This is a genomic window from Caloramator fervidus (assembly GCF_900108045.1).
In the GTDB taxonomy this organism is placed as follows: Bacteria; Bacillota; Clostridia; order Clostridiales; family Caloramatoraceae; genus Caloramator; species Caloramator fervidus.
In genome coordinates this window covers 34,660-60,331 of the sequence record NZ_FNUK01000009.1, presented here as the reverse complement: position 1 = coordinate 60,331, position 25,672 = coordinate 34,660, and the positions used below count along the sequence as shown (strand labels likewise).

The 25,672-nt window shown below is 29.6% G+C and carries 22 protein-coding genes; 21 read left to right on the top strand and 1 reads right to left on the bottom strand.

Annotation, left to right across the window (positions count from 1 at the left end; translation table 11 throughout):
- Positions 1-24: 24 nt before the first annotated feature.
- The 8 genes from C4R78_RS04505 (at position 25) to holA (ending at position 9,942) form a co-directional block, all read left to right on the top strand.
- Positions 25-1,020: a sulfide/dihydroorotate dehydrogenase-like FAD/NAD-binding protein gene (locus C4R78_RS04505; RefSeq protein WP_159945810.1), complete on the top strand. Its 996-nt coding sequence runs from the start codon at positions 25-27 to the stop codon at positions 1,018-1,020.
- Positions 1,017-2,294 (top strand): FAD-dependent oxidoreductase, encoded by a 1,278-nt coding sequence (locus tag C4R78_RS04500; RefSeq protein ID WP_103895907.1) that lies wholly within the window; start codon positions 1,017-1,019, stop codon positions 2,292-2,294. The genes C4R78_RS04505 and C4R78_RS04500 overlap by 4 nt, the downstream gene beginning before the upstream one ends.
- 84 nt (positions 2,295-2,378) lie before the next feature.
- Positions 2,379-3,041, top strand: a complete 663-nt coding sequence (locus tag C4R78_RS04495; protein WP_103895906.1) for a TVP38/TMEM64 family protein — start codon at positions 2,379-2,381, stop codon at positions 3,039-3,041.
- Positions 3,042-3,228: 187 nt separating this feature from the next.
- The gene (locus tag C4R78_RS04490) at positions 3,229-5,832 is read left to right on the top strand and encodes a calcium-transporting P-type ATPase, PMR1-type (protein WP_103895905.1); all 2,604 of its coding nucleotides are present in this window, start codon (positions 3,229-3,231) and stop codon (positions 5,830-5,832) included.
- Positions 5,833-5,940: 108 nt separating this feature from the next.
- Positions 5,941-6,435: an ECF transporter S component gene (locus C4R78_RS04485; protein WP_103895904.1), complete on the top strand. Its 495-nt coding sequence runs from the start codon at positions 5,941-5,943 to the stop codon at positions 6,433-6,435.
- A 58-nt stretch (positions 6,436-6,493) separates the two neighbouring features.
- Positions 6,494-6,832 (top strand): hypothetical protein, encoded by a 339-nt coding sequence (locus C4R78_RS04480; protein ID WP_242971192.1) that lies wholly within the window; start codon positions 6,494-6,496, stop codon positions 6,830-6,832.
- A 1-nt stretch (position 6,833) separates the two neighbouring features.
- Positions 6,834-8,927: a DNA internalization-related competence protein ComEC/Rec2 gene (locus C4R78_RS04475; RefSeq protein ID WP_103895902.1), complete on the top strand. Its 2,094-nt coding sequence runs from the start codon at positions 6,834-6,836 to the stop codon at positions 8,925-8,927.
- A complete protein-coding gene (holA, locus tag C4R78_RS04470) occupies positions 8,914-9,942 on the top strand; it encodes a DNA polymerase III subunit delta (RefSeq protein WP_103895901.1) in 1,029 nt (342 codons plus the stop codon). Before C4R78_RS04475 ends, holA begins: the two co-directional genes overlap by 14 nt.
- A 25-nt stretch (positions 9,943-9,967) precedes the next feature.
- On the opposite strand, the gene rpsT is transcribed toward holA, so the two are convergent.
- Positions 9,968-10,237 (bottom strand): 30S ribosomal protein S20, encoded by a 270-nt coding sequence (gene rpsT / locus C4R78_RS04465; protein ID WP_103895900.1) that lies wholly within the window; start codon positions 10,235-10,237, stop codon positions 9,968-9,970.
- Positions 10,238-10,461: 224 nt separating this feature from the next.
- Here rpsT and gpr point away from each other — a divergent pair, with 224 nt between their 5' ends.
- The 13 genes from gpr to C4R78_RS04400 all read left to right on the top strand — a co-directional run bounded on the left by gpr (position 10,462) and on the right by C4R78_RS04400 (position 25,584).
- Positions 10,462-11,439 (top strand): GPR endopeptidase, encoded by a 978-nt coding sequence (gene gpr / locus C4R78_RS04460; protein ID WP_103895899.1) that lies wholly within the window; start codon positions 10,462-10,464, stop codon positions 11,437-11,439.
- A gap of 94 nt (positions 11,440-11,533) precedes the next feature.
- Complete coding sequence (gene spoIIP, locus C4R78_RS04455) at positions 11,534-12,595, top strand: stage II sporulation protein P (protein ID WP_159945808.1); 1,062 nt, start codon at positions 11,534-11,536, stop codon at positions 12,593-12,595.
- 100 nt (positions 12,596-12,695) lie between these two features.
- Positions 12,696-14,501 carry a translation elongation factor 4 gene (lepA, locus tag C4R78_RS04450; RefSeq protein WP_103895897.1) on the top strand — a complete coding sequence of 602 codons (1,806 nt, stop codon included), beginning with the start codon at positions 12,696-12,698 and terminating at the stop codon, positions 14,499-14,501.
- Entirely contained in the window at positions 14,501-15,592 is a 1,092-nt protein-coding gene (gene hemW, locus C4R78_RS04445) for a radical SAM family heme chaperone HemW (RefSeq protein ID WP_103895896.1), read from the top strand. The genes lepA and hemW overlap by 1 nt, the downstream gene beginning before the upstream one ends.
- 96 nt (positions 15,593-15,688) lie before the next feature.
- Positions 15,689-17,344, top strand: coding sequence for a GGDEF domain-containing protein (locus C4R78_RS04440; protein WP_103895895.1), 1,656 nt, complete (start codon positions 15,689-15,691; stop codon positions 17,342-17,344).
- A gap of 143 nt (positions 17,345-17,487) precedes the next feature.
- On the top strand, positions 17,488-18,513 hold the full coding sequence (gene hrcA, locus C4R78_RS04435; RefSeq protein ID WP_103895894.1) for a heat-inducible transcriptional repressor HrcA: 1,026 nt from the start codon (positions 17,488-17,490) through the stop codon (positions 18,511-18,513).
- A gap of 14 nt (positions 18,514-18,527) precedes the next feature.
- Positions 18,528-19,130: a nucleotide exchange factor GrpE gene (gene grpE, locus C4R78_RS04430; protein ID WP_103895893.1), complete on the top strand. Its 603-nt coding sequence runs from the start codon at positions 18,528-18,530 to the stop codon at positions 19,128-19,130.
- 17 nt (positions 19,131-19,147) lie between these two features.
- Entirely contained in the window at positions 19,148-20,968 is a 1,821-nt protein-coding gene (gene dnaK / locus C4R78_RS04425) for a molecular chaperone DnaK (RefSeq protein WP_103895892.1), read from the top strand.
- 47 nt (positions 20,969-21,015) lie between these two features.
- On the top strand, positions 21,016-22,155 hold the full coding sequence (gene dnaJ / locus C4R78_RS04420) for a molecular chaperone DnaJ (RefSeq protein WP_103895891.1): 1,140 nt from the start codon (positions 21,016-21,018) through the stop codon (positions 22,153-22,155).
- A 92-nt stretch (positions 22,156-22,247) separates the two neighbouring features.
- Positions 22,248-23,186 carry a 50S ribosomal protein L11 methyltransferase gene (prmA, locus tag C4R78_RS04415; protein WP_103895890.1) on the top strand — a complete coding sequence of 313 codons (939 nt, stop codon included), beginning with the start codon at positions 22,248-22,250 and terminating at the stop codon, positions 23,184-23,186.
- Positions 23,187-23,198: 12 nt separating this feature from the next.
- Positions 23,199-23,945: a 16S rRNA (uracil(1498)-N(3))-methyltransferase gene (locus C4R78_RS04410; protein WP_103895889.1), complete on the top strand. Its 747-nt coding sequence runs from the start codon at positions 23,199-23,201 to the stop codon at positions 23,943-23,945.
- Positions 23,942-25,243, top strand: coding sequence for a tRNA (N(6)-L-threonylcarbamoyladenosine(37)-C(2))-methylthiotransferase MtaB (mtaB, locus tag C4R78_RS04405; protein ID WP_103895888.1), 1,302 nt, complete (start codon positions 23,942-23,944; stop codon positions 25,241-25,243). Before C4R78_RS04410 ends, mtaB begins: the two co-directional genes overlap by 4 nt.
- On the top strand, positions 25,240-25,584 hold the full coding sequence (locus C4R78_RS04400; protein WP_103895887.1) for a histidine triad nucleotide-binding protein: 345 nt from the start codon (positions 25,240-25,242) through the stop codon (positions 25,582-25,584). The genes mtaB and C4R78_RS04400 overlap by 4 nt, the downstream gene beginning before the upstream one ends.
- The last annotated feature ends 88 nt before the right edge of the window (positions 25,585-25,672 follow it).

Sequence of the window (25,672 nt, the reverse complement as noted above, 5' to 3'; positions counted from 1 at the left end):
ATTATATGGGAAGGGGGGAGAACTTTGTTTAGGTATGTAGACTGTATTGATGCTGGAACGGAATACTGTCCATGTCACTTAGCGGAAAAGGGAGAATGTATAATTTGTTCACAACTTAGGGGAAAAAATTTTTGTGATTGCTTAAACTGGAAAGGAACATGTATTTATGAAGAGTTTATATGGAATAACAAAAAAGCAAAGAGAATAAGAGAATTTAAGGAATTTACTATAGAAAATAAAAGGCTTATAAGAGATGATTTGTTACTTTTACAAGTTAGCGTAAATCCATATCTAGCAAAGCAACTTAATAATATAGGATCTTATGTGTTTTTAAAAAAGCCAGGTTCTCCATTATGTTTTGCTACTCCAGTATCTATTATGGATAGTGATATAAAAAATAATTTAATTACTATGGTAGTTAAAATATTAGGAGTTAAAACCAAGGATCTTTTAGAATGTAAAGATAAAGTAGAATTGAAGGGTCCTTATTGGAATGGGATACAAGGTCAAATATTTTTAAAAAATTTAAAAGGCAATGAGATATTGATAGTTGCAAGAGGTGTTGCTGCTGCTCCTTGTGTTATGGCTGCTAAGAAATTAATTAAAGCTAATAATAAAATAATTGTTGTTTTAGAAAAAGGAAGAGGCAATGGAAATTTTGCAAAAGAAAGATTTAAATCTTTAGGGTGTGAAGTTTATGATGTTAATATGATAAATTATAATGACTACTCATTAAGTGAAGAATTTAAAAATTTGCTTTTAGAGCTTATAAAAAAGAATAATTTTAAAGTAACTATCTCTGGAGGTAGTGATGAATTCCATAGGTTATATTTAAATTTTGTTTATGCACTAGATAAGTCTTTGAAGTTTGCAACGGTAAATAATGCAATTATAACCTGCGGTGAAGGTATTTGTGGAAGTTGTGAAGTTAAATTAGATAGAGGAATAATAAAAAGTTGTAAACAACAGTATAATCCAGCTGAGGTTTTTATTAATTTAAGGGGAGAGGGTAGAAAATGAAAGTTGTTGTTATAGGTGGAGGTTGGGCTGGTTGTGCTGCTGCATTGCAGGCTAAAAAGTGTGGAGCAGAAGTTATTTTAATAGAAAGGACAGATTTACTTTTAGGGCTTGGAAATGTAGGTGGAATAATTAGAAACAATGGAAGATTTACAGCAGCAGAGGAAATGATAGCTTTGGGTGCAGGAGATTTATTCCAAATAGCAGACAGATGTGCAAGACATAAAAATGTGGATTTTCCAGGTCATAAACATGCAACATTGTATGATGTCAATATAATTGAAGCTGAGGTAAGAAAGTATTTATATTCTATGGGGATAAATATTTTATTTGAAAAAAGAGTTGTTGATGTTGAAATGGAGGGTAAATCAATAAAGTCGGTATATTTACATGATGGTACTGAAATAGAAGGAGATGTTTTTATAGAAACAACAGGATCTACAGGTCCAATAGGCAATTGCTTAAGATATGGAAATGGTTGTTCTATGTGTATACTTCGTTGTCCATCCTACGGTCCAAGAATAAGTATATCCATGAGGGCTGGAGTAGAGGATTTACAGGGATTAAGAAGCGATGAAAGTTTTGGTGCCATGAGTGGATCTTGTAAGTTAGAAAAGGATTCGCTTTCAAAAGAAATAAGGGAAAAATTAGATAGGGATGGAGTTGTTGTTATTCCTGTTCCTAAAGAAGATATTAATATGGATAAGTTAAATATAAAGGTTTGTCAACAGTATGCTTTAAAAGAATTTGCAGAAAATATAGTGTTGCTTGACACAGGACATGCAAAGTTGATGACAAGTTATTATCCTTTAGAAAAGCTTAGAAAAATCCCAGGTTTTGAAAGAGTGAGGTTTATAGATCCTTATTCAGGAGGAAAAGCAAATTCTATAAGATATTTATCAATGGCTCCAAGGGATAACCATATGAAAGTTATTGGAGTAGATAACTTGTTTGTTGGAGGAGAAAAGAGCGGGTTGTTTGTAGGCCATACTGAAGCTATAGTTACAGGAACACTAGCTGGGTATAATGCAGTAAGATTAGGAATAGGTCTTAACTTAGTTGAACTTCCATCAACACTAGCTGTAGGAGATATTATAAAATTTGAAAATGAAAATAAAAAGACATTAGATGGATTAAAGCAAAGGTATACTTTTGCAGGAGCGGTATATTTTGAAAGGATGAAACAGTTGGATCTTTATACTACAGATATTGAAAAAATTCGTAAAAAGGTTGATGGATTGCTGTTAAGGGATTTCTTTAAAAATCGTATAATATAGGGGCTTTGCCCCTTTTTAAAATTGAATTTTGAGGAAATTAGTGGTAAAATTAACTTGATAATCCACATTTAAGGGGAAATAATTATGGATAAAATGACAAGAAAAAGAATTATATTTGTTTTACTTTTTAGTGTTATTTCATTAGGTTTTATAGTTTATTTTAAACTTTATGATATTAATATATTAAGAAAGTTAATTGAATTTAGAGGGATTTTAACTCCTATAATTTTTTTAATTTTATGTTCTATAAGGCCCCTTTTATTTTTACCTGTAGGTATTTTTTCCACATTGGGAGGACTTATTTTTGGAGCATTTTTAGGAACGGTTTATACTTTAATTGGTAGTATTTTAAGCTCAATTTTAGGGTACTACATAGCAAGAAAGTTTGGTAAGGATTTAGTTGATAAATTATTAAAGGGTAGATATAAAAACATTAGATTAACTTCAAATAAAAATGATTTTATTGTAACTTTTATTATGCGAGTTGTTCCTATACTGCCCTTTGATGCGGTAAGTTATATATGTGGGCTTTCGGAAATAAGGTTTAAAGATTATTTTTTAGGAACTTTTTTAGGAATTATTCCAGGAACTTTTATTTATAGTTATTTTGGAAGTGCAGTTAATAATGTTTATTCTAAAAAGTTTTTAATATCCTTATTTTTACTTATTTTGTTATCGCTAATTCCTTTGATTTTTAAAAATTCTAATATAATATTGCAGATTCAGAATAAGGATAAATTAGATTGACACTAAAAAATAAAATAAATATAATAATAGTTGATAAAGGGGAGTAGCTCGGCGTAAGCCTTAACCGATCGTCACCTCGGCGTAAGCCCGGTCGGTTAGCAAGGGAAACCTTGTGAGTAAGACCTTTATCCGTTTTGCGGATAAAGGTCTTTGTTTTTTATTACAATAATTTTAAGGGAGGGATAATATGAGACCTTATTATTTATTGACCAAAGAAGAAATACTCAAGGAACTTGAAACTAATGAAAATGGAATTTCAGATCAAGAGGCAAAAAGGAGATTAGAAAAATATGGATATAACGAGTTTAAGGAAAAGAAGTCAAAAACTATGTTTCAAAGGTTTTTAGATCAGTTTAAAGACTTTTTAGTTATTATTTTAATTGTAGCTGCAATAATATCAGGGTTTGTGGGAGAAATTGCAGATTCTATAATAATTCTTTTGGTTGTTATTATTAATGCTATTTTAGGGGTTATTCAAGAAAATAAAGCAGAACAATCTTTAAAGGCTTTAAAGAAAATGGCCCAGCCTTTGGCTTTGGTTATAAGAGAGGGTGTTTCTAAAGAAGTTCCTGTAAGAGAAATTGTTCCTGGAGATGTAGTTATATTAGAAGCAGGTAGATATGTTCCTGCAGATTTAAGGCTTATTGAAACATCAAATCTAAAGATTGAGGAGTCTTCATTAACGGGGGAGTCTGTTCCAGTTGAAAAAAATAGCGATGTTTTAGAGGAGGATAATATCCCTATTGGTGATAGAAAAAATATGGCTTTTATGTCTTCTATGGTTACATATGGAAGAGGAAAAGGTGTTGTAGTATCTACAGGAATGAAAACAGAAATAGGTAAAATTGCAGATATGTTATCAAGTGTAGAAGAAGAGCAGACTCCTTTACAAAAAAAGCTTGAAGAGGCAGGCAAGTGGATGGGAATAGCAGCTTTGATTATATGTGGTATTATGTTTTTTGTTGGTATATTAAGGGGTAATAATATTTTAGAAATGTTTATGACTTCTATAGCGCTAGCTGTTGCTGCAATTCCTGAGGGACTTCCTGCTGTTGTTACTATAGTTTTAGCAGTTGGAGTTCAAAAGATGATAAAGAGAAATGCAATTATAAGAAAACTTCCTGCTGTTGAAACTTTAGGATGTGCTACTGTTATATGCTCTGATAAAACAGGAACATTAACTCAAAACAAAATGACGGTAAAACAAATATATACAATTAATGGTTTATCTGATAAAAAAGCTTTAATAATAGCTAACTTATGTAATGATACTAAGATAGTTGAAGAAAATGGTAAATTAAGAACTCTAGGAGATCCTACGGAAACAGCCCTTATTGACTTTGCTTTTAAATTAGGAATAGATAAAAGAAAGCTAGATGAAATGTATCCGAGAATTGATGAAATACCCTTTGATTCTGATAGAAAGCTTATGAGCACTTTTAATAAAGTTGATAATCTAATTGAAGTAAATGTAAAAGGAGCGCCTGATATTTTACTATCTAGATGTAAATATATTTTAGATAATGAAAATATAAGAGAAATAACAAGTGATGATTTAGAAAAGATAAAAAGAGCTAATGAAGAGATGGCTAAAAAAGCATTAAGAGTTCTTGCTGTAGCTTACAAGCAGGTTGAAAATATAGATAAGGAAAATGCAGAAAAGGATCTTATATTTGTTGGTCTTATAGGAATGATAGATCCTCCAAGAGAAGAAGCAAAAGAAGCCGTTGAAAAGTGTAAAACTGCTGGAATAAAACCGGTGATGATTACAGGAGATCATAAAATAACAGCAATAGCTATAGCAAAAGAGCTTGGAATATTAAAAAGTGAAGAAGAAGCAATTACTGGAGCTGAGCTTGAAAAGATGAGTGATAAAGAGTTATTGGATAATGTTAAAAAGTATAGTGTTTATGCAAGAGTTTCTCCTGAACATAAAGTTAGAATAGTTGAAGCATGGAAGAAACAAGGACAAATTGTTGCTATGACAGGAGATGGAGTTAATGATGCACCTGCATTAAAAATTGCAAATATTGGTGCAGCTATGGGAATAACTGGAACGGATGTTGCTAAAGAAGCTGCAGATATGGTCTTAACGGATGATAATTTTGCTACTATAGTTGCTGCTGTGGAGGAAGGAAGAACTATTTATTCAAATATAAAAAAATCTATAAGTTATCTTTTATCTTGCAACGTAGGAGAAATTTTTACGCTTTTTGTTGCTACGCTTTTAGGTTGGGCTGAGCCTCTTTTACCTATACATATACTATGGGTAAACTTAGTTACAGATAGTTTGCCTGCTCTTGCTTTAGGAGTAGAACCTGCAGAAAAAGAGGTTATGAAACAACCTCCAAGGGATCCGAATGAGGGTATATTTTCAAAAGGAGCTGGTATTAGAATAATACTACAAGGAATGTTAATAGGAGCATTAACTTTATTTGCGTATTGGTATGGAGTAAGGTATGGTAAAGAACGTGGATTAAGCTTTGACGAATACGAATTAATTGGTAGAACAATGGCATTCTTTACATTAAGTTTATCTCAGCTTGTTCATGCTTTTAATAATAGGTTAGAATTAAAATCAGTTATTGCAAACGGTATGTTTAAAAACAAATATTTAAATTTAGCTGTTCTTATATCTTTCCTAATACAACTTATAGTTTTAAGTACTCCATTTCTTAGGAATATTTTTAAAGTTACTCTTTTAAATAGAGAACTTATTTCTGTTGTGGTATTGTGTTCAATAGCACCATTAGTTTTTGTAGAAATTGTAAAATTCATTAGAAGAAGATAGGCTGCATTAAAATGCAGCCTATTTTTTTGTTGACAATTTAGAAATTTTTAATATTATATTAATGAAGTTGTAACTTAAAAATTGTATCGATACAATAGGAGGGGTTCTATGAAGGATGAAAAATTAAAAAACATTATTTATTCAGGATTAGGTATAGCTCTTGTTTTTGTAGCAACGATTGCTATAAAAATTCCTTATGTTAAAGGTTATATTAATTTTGGGGATATTTTTATTTTTATTATTTCAAGTATATTTGGTGATAAAATAGGCTTTATTTCTGGTGGATTGGGTTCTGCATTAGCAGATATATCATTAGGTTATAATATTTATGCACCAGCAACTTTTGTAATTAAAGGTTTAGAAGGTTTTATTTCAGGAGTTTTATATAATAAATCAAGGGAAAGCTCAAATACATTTTTATATTATTTTTCATATATAATAGCTGGATTATGGATGGTTTTAGGATATTTTATTTATGAAACTTTAATATACGGATATTTAACAGCAACTGCTGCAATTTTTGGTAACTTAGTTCAAGGATTGGCAAGCGCTCTAGTAGCCATTATATTAATAAGGCCTATCAAGATGTTATTAAATAGATAATGTAAGTGCCTAAAAGGCTTTTGCCTTTTGGGCACTTTTTGTTTATTTATAAAAAAATGTGGTAAAAATATTAATAGTTAAAAATGGAGGTGAAGATATGTTAAATAGGATAAGAGAAAGAAGAATACAAAGAGATGGACTTTATGAAATAACATTGCAAATTCCAGAGGATGAATATTTTAGCGTTTATGATAGCGTTACAGAATATAATGCAGTTGAGATATTAGGAAACTATCTTATGAAATATCAAGATGATGCAAGATTTGATAATGTTAGAATAAAACATAATAAAAATGGTCATGTTGTAGATATAAAGGCGGATCTTCATTATCTTAAAAATGATCATACAGATGCCTCTCCTATTCCTGATATGTTAAATAAAATAAGAGGTGAGTAATTTGCTTATTCCTTACATGGTTATATGTTTTATTTTTGGTGCTTTATTTTACTTTACGAAAAACATAATTTTAATTAGTGCAGTTTTATCTGCACTTTTTTTGACTTTTTATTTAGGAAAAAGAAGCTTGGCATTGTTTTTAGCGGCTTTTTTTGTTTTTGGTTATATATCAAGTTATTTTCAAAATGAGGATACTGAGCATAAAATAAATAAATTGATGAGATTTAATAAAGTTGAAGGATATGTTGTAGATAAATATAACAATAATGTTTTAATTACAAATTTTAAAGAAAACTATAAAATTTTGGTTAATTTAAAACAAGCTAGAGTAGGGGTAGGGGATTATTTAATTGTAAATTCTAATATTTTATTATTACCTAATTATAGTAAAAGGTTTTATTATTCTAAAGGAATTATAGCAAAAGCAAATATTATTAACTTTAAAGTTCAAGAGAAAAACAATATAATAACTTTTCTTATAAAGAACAAATATAGATTGATAGAAAAACTTTTGGATATAGATAAAATATCTGGGGCATTTTTATCTGGAATATTATTTGGTTATACAAAAAATATAGAGGATGATTATTATAAAATTTTTGATGAACTTGGAATAACGCATATTTTGGCTGTGTCAGGATTTAATTTGGGTATAATATATTTATTCTTTAATAAAATTTTTTCAAACTTTAGTTATATCTTAAGAAAAATACTAACTTTATGTATTTGTTTTATTTTTGTATTTATTGCAGCTTTTGAAGCATCTATTTTAAGGGCATTTCTTATGATTGTTTTTTTAAATATTGCAAGGTTTTTGAAAAGACCATCATCTAGCATTAATAATATGTTTTTAGCTATGTTATTGATGCTCATTAGAAATATATTTTTGATTTTTAATGGAGGGTTTATATTTTCCTTTGGTGCAACTTTAGGAATTTTACTTTTAAACTCTTATTTTAAAAAATATAATGATGATATATCAGCATCTATTTCGACATTTTTATTTACATTTCCGATTGTTTTATTGTATAGAGGATACTTTTCACTATTAAGTTTAATGATAAACATATTAATAAGTCCTTTTGTTGCTTTTTTAACAGTGGCTTCTTTTATATCAACAACTTTATATTTTATTTTTGAGTTTGATTTTATATTGTATTTTCCTTTATATTTAGGAAGAATATTTATAAATTTTTTAAAGGTTATTCAAGATTATAATGTTTTGTTTTATTTTAATATAAATTATGTAACTTTGTTTTCCTACTATTTTTTGATTATTATCAATTTTGTTTTTGTTAAGTTAAAAAATAAGAGGATTTTAAATTATGTTTTAGGATCAATATTATTGTTATCTATTTTATATAAGCCTAATAATTTATTAATAAGCTTTATAAATGTAGGACAAGGAGACAGTATTTTTATTGAAACTCCAAATAGACATTGTATATTAATTGATACAGGCCCAAGCTATTTAGATTATTTGGCGGCTGAGTCTAAAGTAGTTCCATTTATAAAGAAAAGAGGATATAATAAAATAGACTTGTTTATAATAACACACCCCCATAAGGATCATTTTTCAGGATTTGATTATATATTAAAAAATTTTCATGTAAAAAGAGTAGCGGCTTCTTTTAAAATAAGTAATGTTGATTTTTTATATCTTGTTAAAGGAGATAAAATTTTAGTTGATAATGTTGAACTAGATGTTTTATATCCTCAAAACATAATTTATAAGGATGATAAAAATGAAAATGCACTAGTTTTAAGTTTAAAGTATAAGGATTTTTCAATGTTGTTGCCATCAGATGCAGATTTAGATAACATAGATTTAGAATCTAAAGTTTATGATATAATTCAGCTGCCTCATCATGGTTCAATAAATTCTATGGGGTTAGATACAATAAAGAATTATCATTTTAGAAATGCTATTATTTCTGTAGGTAAAAATAACTTTGGGCATCCTTCTGTTCTTCTTTTAGATTATTTAAAGGATAGTGGAATAAAATTTTATAGAACAGATGTTAATGGTAATATTTTAATTTCTACTAATGGAAAAAAATATTTCGTAAAAGGTGATTGGAATGATAGTGAATGATTTAAAAGCTTTTATTAAAGAAATGAACAATAACGTTTTTATTGTAGGAGGAGTAGATAGAAAAAAAATTGATTATGCTATAAAGAAGATTTATGACTTTTCACAATCTAATGGATATGATTTAAGGATAATAGATTTTGAATTATCCTCCTTTGATGATATAAAAAATGCGTGTTTTACTTCTACGTTTTTTTTAAGCAAAAAACTTGTGCATGTGAAGAATTTTGAGTTGATTAAAGTAAAAGGAGAAGATGAAAAGAGTAGTTTGGATAATATACAAGTTAAAGATATTGTTGAGCTTATAAAAAATTTAGATACAGATACTATACTTTTATTAAGCTATGATGGGCAAATCGATCTTACAAATCAAATTAGTAAGATTGTATCAGAAATAGGATGTGTAGCCAACTTTTCATTAACTAAACAGGATTTACCTTTGTATATTGATAAAATTTTAAATAAAGAATATAAAAGGATTGGAAAGGCTGAAATTAATTATTTTTTAGAATCAATAAATTATTCAACAGAACAGATTTATAATGAATTAGAAAAACTTATAGATTATACAATGGATGAAACAAGGATTACTATAAAGCATATAGATGATATTGTTACAAAAACATTGGAAAGCAATATATTTAAAATGGTTGATAGTATAGGTAAAAAAGAGGCCCATATAGCATTATCTATTTTAAATAATTTGATAAATCAAAAAGAGCCTGAGCTTAAGATATTGGGAATGATAATAAGACAATTTAGACTGTTATATCTTATGAAGATAATAGATGAACGACATAAGGGGATGATAGAAGAAGAAATTTTAAAAAAATTGTCTTTAGATGCTAGGAAAAAATTTATTATAAGAAACTTAAGAATACAAAATCAAAGGTTTAATAAACAAGAATTGATAAGGAATATAAATTTATGTTTAGATACGGATTATAAGATAAAGTCTGGGAATATTCAGGATGGAAAACTTGCATTAGAACTTTTAATTTTAAATATTTGTAAATAAAAAACACCCGCAAGGGTGTTTTTTATTATTGATTTGAAGCTTTGTTTAATTTTAAAGTAAGTCTTGACTTATATCTTGCTGCTGCGTTAGCGTGAATTACTCCTTTAGCGGCTGCTTTGTCAATCTTTTTGATAGCTTCAACAAGTAAAACCTTTGCTTCTTCCATATTTCCATTTTGAAGTGCTGCTAAGAACTTTTTAATAGCTGTTCTCATTGATGATTTAACCATTTTATTTCTTAGAGTTCTCTTTTGTGTTTTCTTTATTCTTTTTATAGCTGATTTTATATTTGCCATTGACTACCCTCCTCAACAATTTTTATCTTTAAGCCAGCAGTTGGGGAAACGGCGAAGGGTCGAGCATACTACAACAAGTAGTATTATAACATTAATAATTTTGGTTTTCAAGCAAAATATGTTTTTTTTATACAATATTTTTAAGTTTTTCATAAATAGAGTATATGAAATATGATTATGGGAACTATATATTATAGAATTTAAATATTAAAGAGGGTGGTTAAATGTTTAATGTTAGGACTGACCTTGCTATAGAAGCAAGAGAAATATATAAACAAGGTAGCAATAGAGAAGTCCCGGGAGTTTCAGTTGATGTTAATAATGAAGATGAAGACATAAAAATAACAATAGTAAAGGTTTTAGATGAAGTAGGGGCAAGGATTATAGGAAAACCTATAGGTAGTTATATTACTATGGAAGTTCCTAAAATAAGGCATTATGATGCAGAATTTCATGATAGATTAGGCAAATCTCTTGCAAAACAACTTTCAAATCTTATAAATCTAAAAAAAGATGGAACGGTGTTAGTAGTTGGGCTTGGTAACTGGAATGTAACCCCTGATTCTTTAGGTCCAAAAGTAGTATCTAAGTTATTTATAACAAGACATTTAAAACAGTATATGCCACAGTATCTTGAAGAAGGAATAAATCCTGTATGTGCTATATCGCCGGGAGTATTAGGAATTACAGGTATAGAAACTGCAGAAATAATTCAAGGAGTTGTAGAAAAGGTAAAACCGGATGTTATTATTGCCATTGATGCTTTAGCATCCAGAAAGATGGAAAGAGTTGTTACAACCATTCAAATTGGAGATACTGGAATAAATCCAGGTTCAGGAGTTGGAAATAGAAGGATGGAATTATCTCAAAAAACGCTTGGGGTGCCAGTAATTGCAATTGGGGTTCCTACTGTAGTTGATGCTGCGACTTTGGCTAATGATACAATTGATCTTATGATTGATTCTTTAATAAAACAAAGCCAAAATGACAAGGATTTTTACAATATGTTAAAAAATATAAACAAAGATGAAAAATATACTTTAATAAGGCAGATATTAAATCCATATATAGGAGATTTAATGGTTACTCCAAAAGAAATAGATAGCCTTATTGAGGATATATCTAAAGTGATTGCCAATGCTATAAATATTGCTGTTCATCCTGGAGTTGGGCTTGAGGATATAAATAAGTATATTCATTAATTTTGACACCGAAAGGTGTCTTTAATTTTTTGTTTTATTATCAAAGATAAAATCATATAAATGTTACGAATAGTTTTAAAAGGGGAAGATGGGGATGCATAAGAGGTTAGATTGGAAATTAATTTTGGAAGTTTTAGCAAAACTTGTATTGTTTTTTGCTTTTTTTAGGATAATTATTCCGTATATTTTTCCTATTGGTTTTATAATTTTTAATTCGAAATATAAAACTAATTCTTATGAGTTTTTATTATCTCAAAGCATACCTATAATTTCTTGTTGTATTGAAGATGATGAAGAAGACATAAATTTAATCTCTATAGTATTAAAAAGTTTTATAGGAATTGATATTTCAGATTATAGAAGTATTTTAAATGTTAGCATACCTGTGATGGGACAGATAGAAGAACAAATATTAGCTATTAAGGAAGATGGACCTGTTGTTATTATTCCAAGGGTAGCACAAAATACAGAAGATAAAGAAAATGCGAGCAGTGCCAGTGAAGGACTTAACATAAAAGAAAGAAAAGAAAATCCCCCTAAGAAGAGAAACTTAGATCCTACAAAACCTTTGATTTTAATTTATCATACCCATACTACTGAGGCTTATAACCCTGATGGAAAAGGTTCTAATTTTACTGTAGATCCTAATTATAATATGATAAGGGTTGGCGAAGAATTAAAAAAGGAGCTTGAAGAAAAATATGGAATATCAGTTATTCATGATACTACATTTCATGATGTTCCTAAAAGAGAAGGAGCTTATTTAAAATCTAGACCGACGGTTCAAAGGTATTTAAAAAAATATAATAGCTTTAAGATAATAGTAGATTTACATAGAGATGCTAATGTTTCAAGGAATAAAAGTACAGCGGTAATAGGAAGCGAGAGGTATGCAAGAATTATGTTTGTTGTTGATACTTTACATAAAAATTATACTAAAAATAATGTTTTAGTATCTAAAATAAATGATAAATTTAATTACTTATACCCTGGATTTTCAAGAGGAATAATGTATAAAAAGTCTAAAATACATTATAATCAAGATCTAGCTTCAAATATAATTCTTATAGAGGTAGGTTCAAATGAAAATTCTCTTGAAGAAGCTTTAAATTCAGCTAAAATAATAGCTAGGGTTTTAGCAGAGTGTATAGAATAACTTGTTTTCTCATTTATTTACATAATGTCGATTTTAATATATAATTATTAAATAGTAAAATCCAAGGAAATAAAGCATTCTACCTATGAGGAGGATATATATGGCAAGCGATAGACAAAAGAAAATTAGGAACTTTTGTATAATAGCTCATATAGACCATGGAAAATCTACGTTGGCAGATAGATTAATAGAAAAAACAGGAACACTAACTCAAAGAGAAATGGAAGATCAGGTTCTTGATACTATGGAACTTGAAAAGGAAAGAGGTATAACTATAAAAGCACAGGCTATAAGACTTGTTTATACAACGGAGGATGGCGAAGAATATATTTTAAATCTTATTGATACTCCAGGTCATGTTGACTTTAATTATGAAGTTTCAAGAAGTTTAGCTGCCTGTGAAGGGGCTTTATTAGTTGTAGATGCAACTCAAGGTATACAAGCTCAAACCCTTGCTAATTGTTATTTAGCTCTTGAGCATAACCTTGAGATAATTCCTGTGATTAATAAAATAGATCTTCCAAGCGCAAGGCCAGATGAAATTAAAAAAGAAATTGAAGAAGTTATAGGTTTAGATTGTTCAGATGCACCTCTTATTTCTGCAAAAGTAGGTATTGGTATTGATGATGTATTGAAGGCTATTGTAGAAAAAATACCTTGCCCTGAAGGCGATGAAGATGCACCATTGAGGGCTTTAATATTTGATAGTTATTATGATTCATACAAAGGGGTTATTTGTTATATAAGAGTTAAAGAAGGAACTATTAAAAAAGGAATGAAAATAAAGCTTATGGCTTCTAAAAAGGAATATGAAGTTACAGAGGTCGGAATATTTAGGCCTCAATATATGGAAGTTCCTGAGCTAAAGGCAGGAGATGTTGGATATGTTTGTGCTAGCATAAAAAATGTTAGAGATGCAAGGGTTGGAGATACTATAACAGAAGCAGAAAGAGAAGCAAAGGAGCCACTTCCAGGATATAGGCCTGCTGTTCCTATGGTATTTAGTGGTTTTTACCCAACTGACAGCTCAAAATATGAAGAGTTAAAAGAAGCTTTAGAAAAGTTACAGCTTAATGATGCTGCCCTTGTATTTGAACCTGAAACATCTGTTGCTTTAGGTTTTGGTTTTAGATGCGGATTTTTAGGATTGTTACACATGGAGATTATACAAGAGAGATTAGAGAGGGAATATGATTTAGATATAGTAACAACTGCTCCAAGTGTTATATATAGAATTATAAAGAAAAATGGAGAAGTTATAGAGCTTACAAATCCCACTAACATGCCTTCACCAACTGAAATAGATTATATGGAAGAGCCTTATGTAAAGGCTACAATAATTACTCCTTCAGAATATGTAGGAGCAGTTATGGAGCTTTGTCAAAGCAGAAGAGGAGTTTTTAAAAATATGGAATATATAGAAACTACAAGAGTAATGCTTCATTATGAAATGCCTTTAAATGAAATAATCTATGATTTCTTTGATTCTTTAAAATCAAGAACTAAAGGTTATGCATCTTTAGATTATGAATTTATAGGATATAAAGAATCAGACCTTGTAAAACTTGATATACTATTAAATGGAGATCCAGTAGATGCTCTTTCACAAATTGTTCCTAGGGAAAAGGCATATCAAAAAGGAAGGGCAATTTGTGAAAAGTTAAAGGAAATCATTCCAAGACAATTATTTGAAATTCCAATACAGGCAGCTATAGGTTCTAAAGTAATTGCAAGAGAAACAGTTAAGGCTTTAAGAAAGGACGTTCTTGCCAAGTGCTATGGTGGAGACGTAACTAGAAAGAAAAAGCTTCTTGAAAAGCAAAAAGAAGGAAAAAAGAGAATGAAGCAAATAGGAACAGTTGAAGTTCCACAAGAAGCTTTTATGGCAGTATTGAAGGTGGAATAATGGAGAGAGCACTTTATGTTCATATACCTTTTTGTTTAAAAAAATGTCTTTATTGTGATTTTTATTCTATAACTGATCTTACGTTACAGGATTGTTATATTGATGTATTATTAAAGGAAATTAAAGAAATTGAAGATAAAGAATTAAAATCTATTTTTATTGGTGGGGGAACCCCCACTGTTTTATCTAAATACAACCTAGAAAGATTACTTAAAAATCTTTCTAGGTTTGATTTTAAGGAGTTTACAGTTGAGGCGAACCCCGGAACTTTGAATGAAGAAAAATTGCTCTTATTAAAGGATTATGGAGTAAATAGGTTATCAATAGGGCTTCAAGCTGTTCAAGATAATCTTTTAAAAAGGCTTGGAAGAATACACAATTTCAATGATTTTTTAAATAATTATGAAATGGCTAGAAAAATAGGGTTTAAAAATATAAATGTAGATTTAATGTTTAACATTCCAGAACAGAGTATTGATGATTGGATGGATACATTGAATAAAATTGTAGATTTAAATCCTGAACATATTTCTATATATAGTCTTATTTTGGAGGAAGGAACAGTATTTTATGATTATTATCAAAAAGGAGAGCTTAGTATTTCAGATGATGAAATAGATAGACAAATGTATCATTATGCTGTTGAATTTTTAAAAAGTTATGGTTATGAGCATTATGAGATATCAAATTTTGCAAAAAAAGGTTTTGAATGTATACATAATTTAACTTACTGGAATGAAGAAGAGTATTATGGAGTAGGAGCTTCAGCTCATTCATTTATAGATAGTTATAGATATGCTAATGCTTCTGATATAAAAGAATATATCACTAGTAGGTATTTAAAAAGAGAAAAAATATATATATCAAAGGAAGAACAAATGCAGGAATTTATGATTCTCGGGCTTAGAAAGATTAAGGGAATTTCAAAAAAAGATTTTAAAAATAGATTTAATGTTGATATAATTGAAGTTTATGGTGATAAGATATCTAAACTTTTAAGACAAGGATTAGTATTTGATAATGGAGAATTTATTTCTTTAACTTCTAAGGGATTAGATGTTGCAAATCAGGTTTTTTTAGTTTTTTTGTAAATAGGCCTTTTTTAGGCCTATTTTTGTTTAAAGGATTTTTTGTTTTTTTATAGAATATTAATAGTAGAAAAGATATTTAAAAGCAGGTGATATAGAATGCAACTTAAAAGGATATACAAACTAGGGGTTGTTGTTGCAGCAATTGCTTTATCGCTAAAGGCTTTTATAAATACTAATATAAAAAGTTTTGATGTGTTGCTTTTTTTGGTTTTTGCAATTTTTGTTACTATGATAATGGGATATTTTACTATATTGGTAGGAGAGATAAAGTTTGATTTTACAGAAACCGTGACTTTGTTTATTTATTTAATGTTTGGAGTTAATTTAGCGGTTGTGTTTGAATTTATATGTGATTTTTTAAGGCTTTTTGCTGATGTTTTTTATAAAGAAGAAGAGTTTAACTTATGTGTTTTATATAACAAGCTTATATTTCCATTTGCTGTATTTTTATCAGGAAGTTTAAGTGGATATATCACTAGTTATTTTAATTTACCTTTTATACAAAGAACCATTTTTTTAGCTACTATATTTGAATTTTTGTTTTTAAATTTTAATATTTTATTTATTTTGTTAGATGGCAAAAAGCTAAGAATAAATTTAAATATGTTGTTATTTAATTTTATAGTAGCAGTTATTTTAGGGGTATTGTTATATTTTATAGATCTTAAAATAGGAAAATATGGAACTTTTCTAATGTTTATAATTTTGATTACTCTAAGTTATTGTTTTTATCTTTTAAAAAGGCTTGAGTTTAAAAATATCATAATAAAAAATATACTTAGTGTTAGTGAAGGCCTAATAAAGCATGGTGATTTAAAGATAAAATGTGATAATTTTCTTTTAAATTTAAAACGTATCTTGCCATATGATGTTGCAGCTATATATTTTTTTGATTATGAAGGAGATGATGTTGTATTACCCATATCTTTTTATTGTCCTAAAGGATTAAATATAGATGAGTTGGATTTAAATATAAGAAACGGTTATACGATTAAAGTTATTTTAGAAGGAGAAATATATATAAGTAGAAATATTAGAAAAGATAAAAAAGTATTAATAATCGGGAGTTTGCTTAACTTTATTAAAACTGCTATATTTGTTCCTATAATGGTTGATAATAAACTTAGGGGATTAATATTTTTAGGTGGCAAGATACATTTGCCTAATTTACTTTTATATGACATAAAAGAACCTTTATCTATATTAGCTAAGCAAATGTCCCTAGCTTTTAACAATTATAGTTATTTTTTAAATATTAAAAAAGAAACTGAAATGGATGCGTTAACAGGATTATATAATAGAAGAAAATTAAATGAAGAGGTTAATAATTTAATTAGAGAAAATATGGTATTTTCTATTGCAATTTTTGATATAGATAATTTTAAAAAAATAAATGATACTTATGGATATTTAGTTGGAGATAAAATATTAATGATGTTTGCAGATATTGTAAAAAAGTTGGTAAGGAAAACAGATGTAGTTTGTAGATATGGTGGAGAAGAAATCGTGATTATACTCAATGGTTTGACTAAGGAACAAGCATACTTAGTTGCAGAAAGAATAAGAAAGTATATTCAAGAATATGAATTTATTGTAGACAATTATAAAATTGATATTACTATTTCAGGAGGAGTTACATCTTTTCCAGAAGATGCTAATAATATGATGGAGTTAATTCAAAAGGCAGATTCTGTTTTATATAAAGAATGTAAAGCAAAAGGGAAAAATAAAGTTGCCGTTTATTTATGTTAACCCTCTTTTTACATTTTAAAAAGAGGGTTTTGTTTTCAATATTTTTTATAGAATATATTGACAAATTGTAATGATAGTGCTATTTTTTATCTTAGGGTTAGCACTCACTTTAATAGAGTGCTAATAAGGAAGGAGGTGGGAGCATGGAATTAGGAGAAAGAAAAAGGTATATACTAAAGGCTATAGTTGATGACTACATTGAAACAGCAGAACCTGTTGGATCAAGGACGATAGCTAAGAAATACGAAATGGGGATAAGCTCCGCCACCATAAGAAATGAAATGGCTGACTTAGAAGAGTTAGGTTACTTAGAACAGCCTCATACTTCAGCTGGAAGAATACCTTCAGATAAAGGATATAGATATTACGTTGACAAGTTGATAAATATAAAAAGCCCATCTCCCGAAGAAGCTGCAGAAATAAAGAAAATCCTTCAATTTGCAACTATGTGTGAAATAGATAATATAATAAGAAGAACGACTAAATTGTTATCTGAAGTTACTAAATATACTGCTGCAGTTTTAACTCCTTCAGTAAAAAAAAGTGCAGTAAAATCAATCCAACTTGTTCAGGTTAATGATAATGAGGTATTAGCAATAGTTGTCACTGATACGGCAATTATAAGACATGTTTTAATTAAGCTTCCTAGAAAAATAGAACAGGATATGTTATTAAAAATAAATAATATGCTTAATGATAAGCTTAAAAATCTTACAGTTGAACAGATAGATTTATGTGTGATTAACCAGATTTTAATGGAACTTGGAGGATACAACGAAATTTTAAATGCTATAATTCCGGTTTTATACGATTCTTTAAAATCTGTAGATTGTGAAGTTTACTTAGAAGGAGCAACAAATATTTTTAAATATCCTGAATACAATGATATTAATAAAGCTAGAAACTTTTTAGCTCTTTTAGAAAGAAAAGAAACTTTAATAGATATTTTTTCAGATGATGGAGAAACTTTAAAAGTTTCTATTGGAAAAGAAAATAATAATGAAAATGTTAAAGATTGTAGCGTAATAAGGGCTTCATATATGATAGGAAATAAAGTGGTTGGAACCATAGGTGTTATTGGTCCAACAAGAATGGATTATTCAAAAGTAATAGGAATGTTAAAATTTATAGCAGATAACCTTAATGAAATTTTAAGAAACTCATTTTAAAAGGTGGTGGCTTTATGGCAAATGACCAAAACTTAAATGAAAAAGAAGAACAAAATATTGAAAATGATGTTATTGAAATAGAAGAAATTAGTGAAGAAAAATCAGTTGATGAATCTACGGAAAATAACACAAAAGTAGAAATTGATGAAAAGGATAAGCAAATTGAAGAATTAAAACAAAAACTTTTAGAAAAAGAAAATGAATGCCAAAGTTATATTGATTTACTAAAAAGGACTATGGCTGATTTTGATAATTTTAGAAAAAGAACTCAAAAAGAAAAGGAAACTATATATACAGATGGTTTTGTAGATGCTGTAAGAGAACTTTTACCTATACTTGATAATCTTGAAAGAGCGATGGTTCATGTTGAAGGTGATTCTAATCCATTAACAGAAGGAATACAAATGACTTTAAAGTTATTCAAAGATACTTTGCAAAAAATGGGAGTTGAGGAAATCAAAGCAGAGGGAGAAAAATTTGACCCCCATTTTCATAATGCAATAATGCATGTTCAAGATGAAAACTTTGATGAAAATGTTGTTATTGAAGTTTTTCAAAAAGGATATAAATATAAAGATAAAATAATAAGACACAGTCTTGTTAAGGTAGCAAATTAAGAAAGGGAGGATGAGTTATGGGTAAGGTTATAGGAATTGACTTAGGAACTACCAATTCATGTGTTGCTGTCATGATTGGTGGAGAACCTGTTGTTATACCAAACTCTGAAGGGGCAAGAACTACGCCATCTGTTGTAGGTTTTAAACCAAATGGAGAAAGAATAGTAGGTCAAGTTGCAAAAAGACAAGCAATAACTAATCCAGAAAGAACAGTTATATCAATTAAAAGACATATGGGAACAAATTATAGGGTAAAGATTGATGATAAAGAATATAGTCCAGAAGAAATATCAGCAATGATTCTTATGAAGCTAAAGGCTGATGCTGAAGCTTACCTTGGAGAACCAGTTACACAGGCAGTTATTACAGTTCCTGCATATTTTAATGATAGCCAAAGACAAGCAACTAAAAATGCAGGAAAAATAGCAGGACTTGAAGTTTTAAGAATTATAAACGAACCTACAGCAGCGGCTTTAGCATATGGTCTTGATAAAATGGATAAAAATCAAAAGATATTAGTTTATGACCTTGGTGGAGGAACTTTTGACGTATCAATTCTTGAAATAGGCGATGGTGTATTTGAAGTTAAAGCAACAAATGGAAATACTCATCTTGGTGGAGATGACTTTGACCAAAGAATAATGGATTATATAATGGATACATTCAAAGCTGAAACAGGTATAGATTTAAGAAATGATAAGATGGCTCTCCAAAGATTAAAAGAGGCTGCAGAAAAAGCAAAAATAGAATTATCATCAATGCTTCAAACTGAAATAAATCTTCCATTTATAACTGCTGATGCTACAGGTCCAAAACATATAAATATGACTTTAACAAGGGCGAAATTTAATGAATTAACAGCAGACCTTGTTGAAGCAACTATTGAACCTATGAGAAATGCTTTAAAGGATGCAGGACTTACAATTAATGATATAGATAAGGTTATATTAGTTGGTGGTTCAACAAGAATACCAGCAATTCAAGAAGCTGTAAGAAACTTTACAGGAAAAGAACCAACTAAAGGAATAAATCCAGATGAAGCTGTTGCAATTGGAGCTGCTATTCAGGCTGGAGTATTAACAGGAGAGATAAAAGATTTATTGCTTCTTGACGTTACTCCATTATCCCTTGGTATAGAAACATTAGGAGGAGTATTTACAGTTCTTATACCAAGAAATACTACTATACCAACAAGAAAAAGCCAAATATTCTCAACAGCTGCAGATGGTCAAACTTCTGTTGAAATACATGTTCTACAGGGCGAAAGGCCAATGGCTAAAGACAACAAAACCCTTGGTAGATTTACTTTATCAGGTATTCCACCAGCACCACGTGGAGTTCCACAAATTGAAGTTACTTTTGACATAGATGCAAATGGTATATTAAATGTATCAGCTAAGGATTTAGGAACAGGAAAGGATGCAAAGATTACAATAACTGCATCAACTCACTTAACAGATGAAGAAGTTGAAAGGGCAATAAAAGAAGCTGAAAAGTATGCAGAAGAAGATAGGAAGAGAAAAGAAGAGATTGAAATAAGAAACAATGCAGATTCATTGATTTATCAAACAGAAAAGACTATGAAAGATCTTGGAGATAAGTTAACTGAGGCTGAAAAATCCAAGATACAAGAAAAGATTAAGAAGCTAAAAGATGCGTTAAACGGAACAGATGTGAATGCTATAAAGGCTGCTTCAGAAGAATTAACTCAATCTTTCTATGAAATTTCATCAAGAATATATTCTCAATTTAACCAAGGATCTAACCAAGGAGGCTTCAATCAACAAGGACCAAACGATGATATAAAGGTTGACTATGATGTTAAGGACGGTAAATAAGAGGGATTTTAATCCCTCTTTTCTCTATGTGAAAGGTGGTGAAACAGATGCCAAAGGATTATTATGCTATACTTGGAGTAGATAGAAATGCAACAGATGAGGAAATAAAAAAAGCCTTTAGAAAACTTGCACTGCAATACCATCCAGATAGAAATCCTGGTAACAAAGAAGCTGAGGAAAAGTTTAAGGAAATAAATGAAGCTTATCAAGTTCTTTCAGACCCTCAAAAGAGGGCTCAGTATGATCAGTTTGGAACAACTGATTTTTCAGGCCAAGGTTTTGATTTTTCTAATTTTGGTGGTTTTGGTGGCTTTGAAGGTTTTGGAGGTTTTTCAGATATATTTGGAGACATATTTGGAGACTTTTTTGGCACTTCTAAAAAACAAAAAAGTGGTCCACAAAGAGGAGCTGATATAGAGTATACTTTAAATCTTTCTTTTGAAGAAGCTGCTTTTGGAGCTAAAAAGGATATAGAGATTTTTAGATATGAAACTTGTGATATTTGTAATGGAACAGGTGCTAAGCCTGGAACTTCTCCAAGAACTTGTGATAGATGTCATGGAACAGGACAAATGAAAATTGAAAGAAGAACCCCTTTTGGTAGTTTTGTAAGTATAACAACTTGTGACAAATGCCGTGGTGAAGGAAAGATTATAGATACTCCATGTTCTGTATGTAGTGGAAGAGGAAAGGTTAGAAAAAAGAAAATCATTACAGTTAATATACCAGCAGGTGTTGATAATGGAATGACTATTCCATTAAGAGGGGAAGGAGAACCAGGTGTTAGAGGTGGTCCTCCAGGGGATTTATATCTTCATATTAATGTAAAGCCTCATAAGATATTTAAAAGACAAGGTAGCGATATATACTGTACTATTCCTGTTAGTATAACGAAGGCAGCATTAGGTGGAGAGATTACTGTTCCAACTTTAGAAGGAGAGGAAAAATATAATTTACCAGAAGGAACTCAGCCGGGAACTATAATAAGGCTTAAAGGGAAGGGTATTCCAAAACTTAGAAGCAATTCAAGAGGAGATTTGTATTTTGAAATTAAAGTTGAAGTTCCAAAGAAGTTAACAGAGCGTCAGAGGGAATTGTTAAAAAAGCTTGCTGAGGAATTTGGAGAAACCGTCTCAGAGCATAAAAAATCCTTTGTAGATAAATTTAAGGATGCATTTGGAGTATGAGTCCCTGGAAACAGGGACTTTATATTGTACTTGCAGTTATTTTATATTTGAATTAATATATTGCTTGATGAATTGAAAAAGGAGTTGATTTTATGAAGGGAAAATGGATAGAGATAAAGGTTGTTACAAGTCCATCAGCTATAGAAATGGTAAGTGCCATATTCTATTCTTTAAATGTTAAAGGAGTAGTCATAGAGGATCCAAATGATATTTTAGAAAAACAAAAAACTCCAGGTTGGGATTATGTTGATATGAAGTTATTAGAACATGGAGAAAAGGCAGCTGTTATAAAAGGATATTTTAGTGATGAGGATAACGTAGGTAATATTATTAAGTATATTGAAGAGAAGATTGATGAGTTAAAGAATGAAGGATTTGACCTTGGAGAAGGAAGGATACTTGTTAATGCTGTATATGAAGAAGATTGGGCTAATTCATGGAAAAAATATTATAAAGTTACAAAGGTAGGTCAAAGGTTAGTTATAAAACCTAGATGGGAAAAATATGTTGAAAAAGAAGGAGATATAGTAATTGAGTTGGATCCAGGAATGGCATTTGGGACAGGAACCCATGAGACTACTATTTTATGCTTAGAACTTCTTGAGAAGTATATAAAAGGTGGAGAAGTTGTCTATGATATAGGAACGGGTTCTGGAATTCTTTCTATTGCTGCAGCCAAGTTAGGAGCTGAAAAGGTAATTGGTGTTGATATAGATGAGGTAGCGGTAGATGCAGCAAGAGAAAATGTTGAATATAATAAAGTTAAAAATGTCGAAATAAGGCATGGGAATTTAACAGATGTTCTGGATGACAAAGCAGATATTATTGTTGCCAATATAATTGCTGATATTATTATAAAGATGACCTCTTCAGCTAAAAAATTTCTTAAAGATGGTGGCTTGTTTATAATATCTGGAATAATTCAGGATAGAAAGATGGATGTTTTAAATGAACTTGGAAAAAACAATTTTGAGATTATTGAGGTTAAAGAAATGGGAGAATGGATAGGAATTGTTGCAAAAAATTTGTAAAGGGGATGAGGTATGCATAAGTTTTTTGTTTTACCTGAAAAAATAGATTATCCTAACATTTATATAACAGGGGAAGATGTTGACCATATAGTTAAAGTTTTAAGGCTTAGAAAAGGTGATAAGATACAAGTTTGTGACGGAAACGGTAATGAGTATATTTGTGAGATTACTTCCAGTGATAAAAAGGAAGTTATATGTAATATAATTGAATCTTTTAAAAATCAAAGTGAACCACCTATAAATATAACACTTTATCAAGGGCTTCCTAAGGCTCAAAAAATGGATTTAATTGTTCAAAAGTGTGTTGAAGTAGGGGTTGTAAGGATTGTTCCTGTTATGACTAAAAGAGTTGTAGTAAAAACAGAAGGAAAAGATTTGAAAAACAAATTAGAAAGATGGCAACGTATTGCTTACGAAGCAGCCAAACAAAGCAATAGAGGAATTATTCCAAAGGTTGATAATATAATGGATTTTAAAGAAGCAATTGAAGATATGAAACAAAATGATTTAATTATAGTTCCATATGAAAAAGAAAGATTGCGAGGAATAAAAAAATTAAGAGAAAGAAATGATATTAAAGACGTTGCAATTTTTATAGGTCCAGAAGGAGGATTTGAAGATAAGGAAATAGAATACTGTTTAGATAATGGAGCTATTCCTGTAACATTAGGACCAAGAATTTTAAGAACAGAAACTGCAGGTTTTATAACATCAGCATTGGTTTTATATGAATTAGGGGACTTAGGAGGAGAAATATGAGAAAAGTTGCGTTTTATACATTGGGATGTAGAGTTAATACATATGAAACTGAAGCTATGGCTGAAAAATTTATAAAAAATGGTTATGAAGTTGTAGATTTTGATGATTTTGCAGATGTTTATGTTATAAATACTTGTACTGTAACTAACGTGGGGGATAGAAAATCAAGACAAATGCTAAGAAGGGCTAAAAAGAAAAACAAGGATGCTGTGGTTGTAGCTGTGGGATGTTATGCACAGGTTGCTCCAGATGAAGTTGAAAAAATTGAAGATGTTGATATAATAATTGGCACTAAAGATAAGGGGAAAATAGTAGAATTTGTAGAGGAGTTTTTAAAAAATAAGAAAAAAATTAAACACGTTGAGAATGTAATGAGTATAAGAGAGTTTGAAGAGCTAGAGATAGATGAATATCAGGATAAAACTAGAGCGTTTTTAAAAATACAAGATGGTTGTGATAAGTTTTGTTCTTATTGTCTAATTCCTTATGCAAGAGGTCCTGTAAGAAGTAGAGATCCTGAAAATATTTTAACTGAAGTTAAGAAGCTTGCTGAAAATGGGTATAAAGAGGTTATATTATCTGGTATACATGTAGCTTCTTATGGTAAAGATTTAAAAGGTATAGATTTAATTGATATAATTGATATGGTATCTAAGATTGATGGAATTGAAAGGATTAGAATAGGTTCAGTTGATCCTACTTTTTTTACAGAAAGATCTATTGAAAGATTAAAATCAATAACAAAGTTTTGCCACCATTTTCATTTGTCTTTGCAAAGCGGTTGTGATGAAACTTTGAAAAGAATGAATAGACATTATACAACAAGTGATTACAGACAAATAGTTAATAATTTAAGGGATGCTTTTGATGATGTTTCTATAACTACTGATATTATAGTTGGATTTCCAGGTGAAACTGAAGAAGAGTTTGAAAAAACTTATCAATTTTTAAAGGAAATAAGACTTGCTAAAATGCATATATTTAAATATAGCCCAAGAAAGGGAACTAAAGCAGCATCGTTTAAAGAGCAAGTTCCTGAGTTTATAAAGGAGGAAAGAAGTAAAAGACTTATAGAACTTGACAAGATATTAGAAACAGAGTTTATAGAAAAACATGTAGGAAAAGTTATGGATGTTTTATTTGAAGAATATTCTGATGGATATTATTGGGGATATACTAAGAATTATATAAGAGTTGGAGTGGCTTCAGAAAAAGATTTGTCAGGACAAATATTAGATGTTAAAATAATAGATAATAGGGAAAATAAGGCAATAGGTGTTTTAAAGGAGGTGAAATGATGGACTGCATATTTTGTAAGATAGTTAATGGAATAATAAAGTCAGATATAGTATATGAAGATGATAAAGTTGTTGCATTTAAAGATATAAATCCTGTTGCTCCAGTTCATGTTTTAATAGTTCCTAAAAAACATATAGAATCAGCGATGGACTTAAATGGTGAAGATTTTAACATTATTGGGCATATTTTTTCTGTAGCAAAGAAACTTTCAAAGGACCTTGGAATAGATAAAGATGGGTTTAGAATAGTAAATAATTGCGGTAGAGCTGGAGGACAAACAGTAATGCATATTCATTTCCATTTGTTAGGTGGAAGAGATATGCAGTGGCCACCAGGTTGATGTAATTTTAGATTGACAAAATTTACTTTGTTGATATATAATGGTTATGTGCTATTTGCATCCATCATCACAGCACGGGTTATTATGT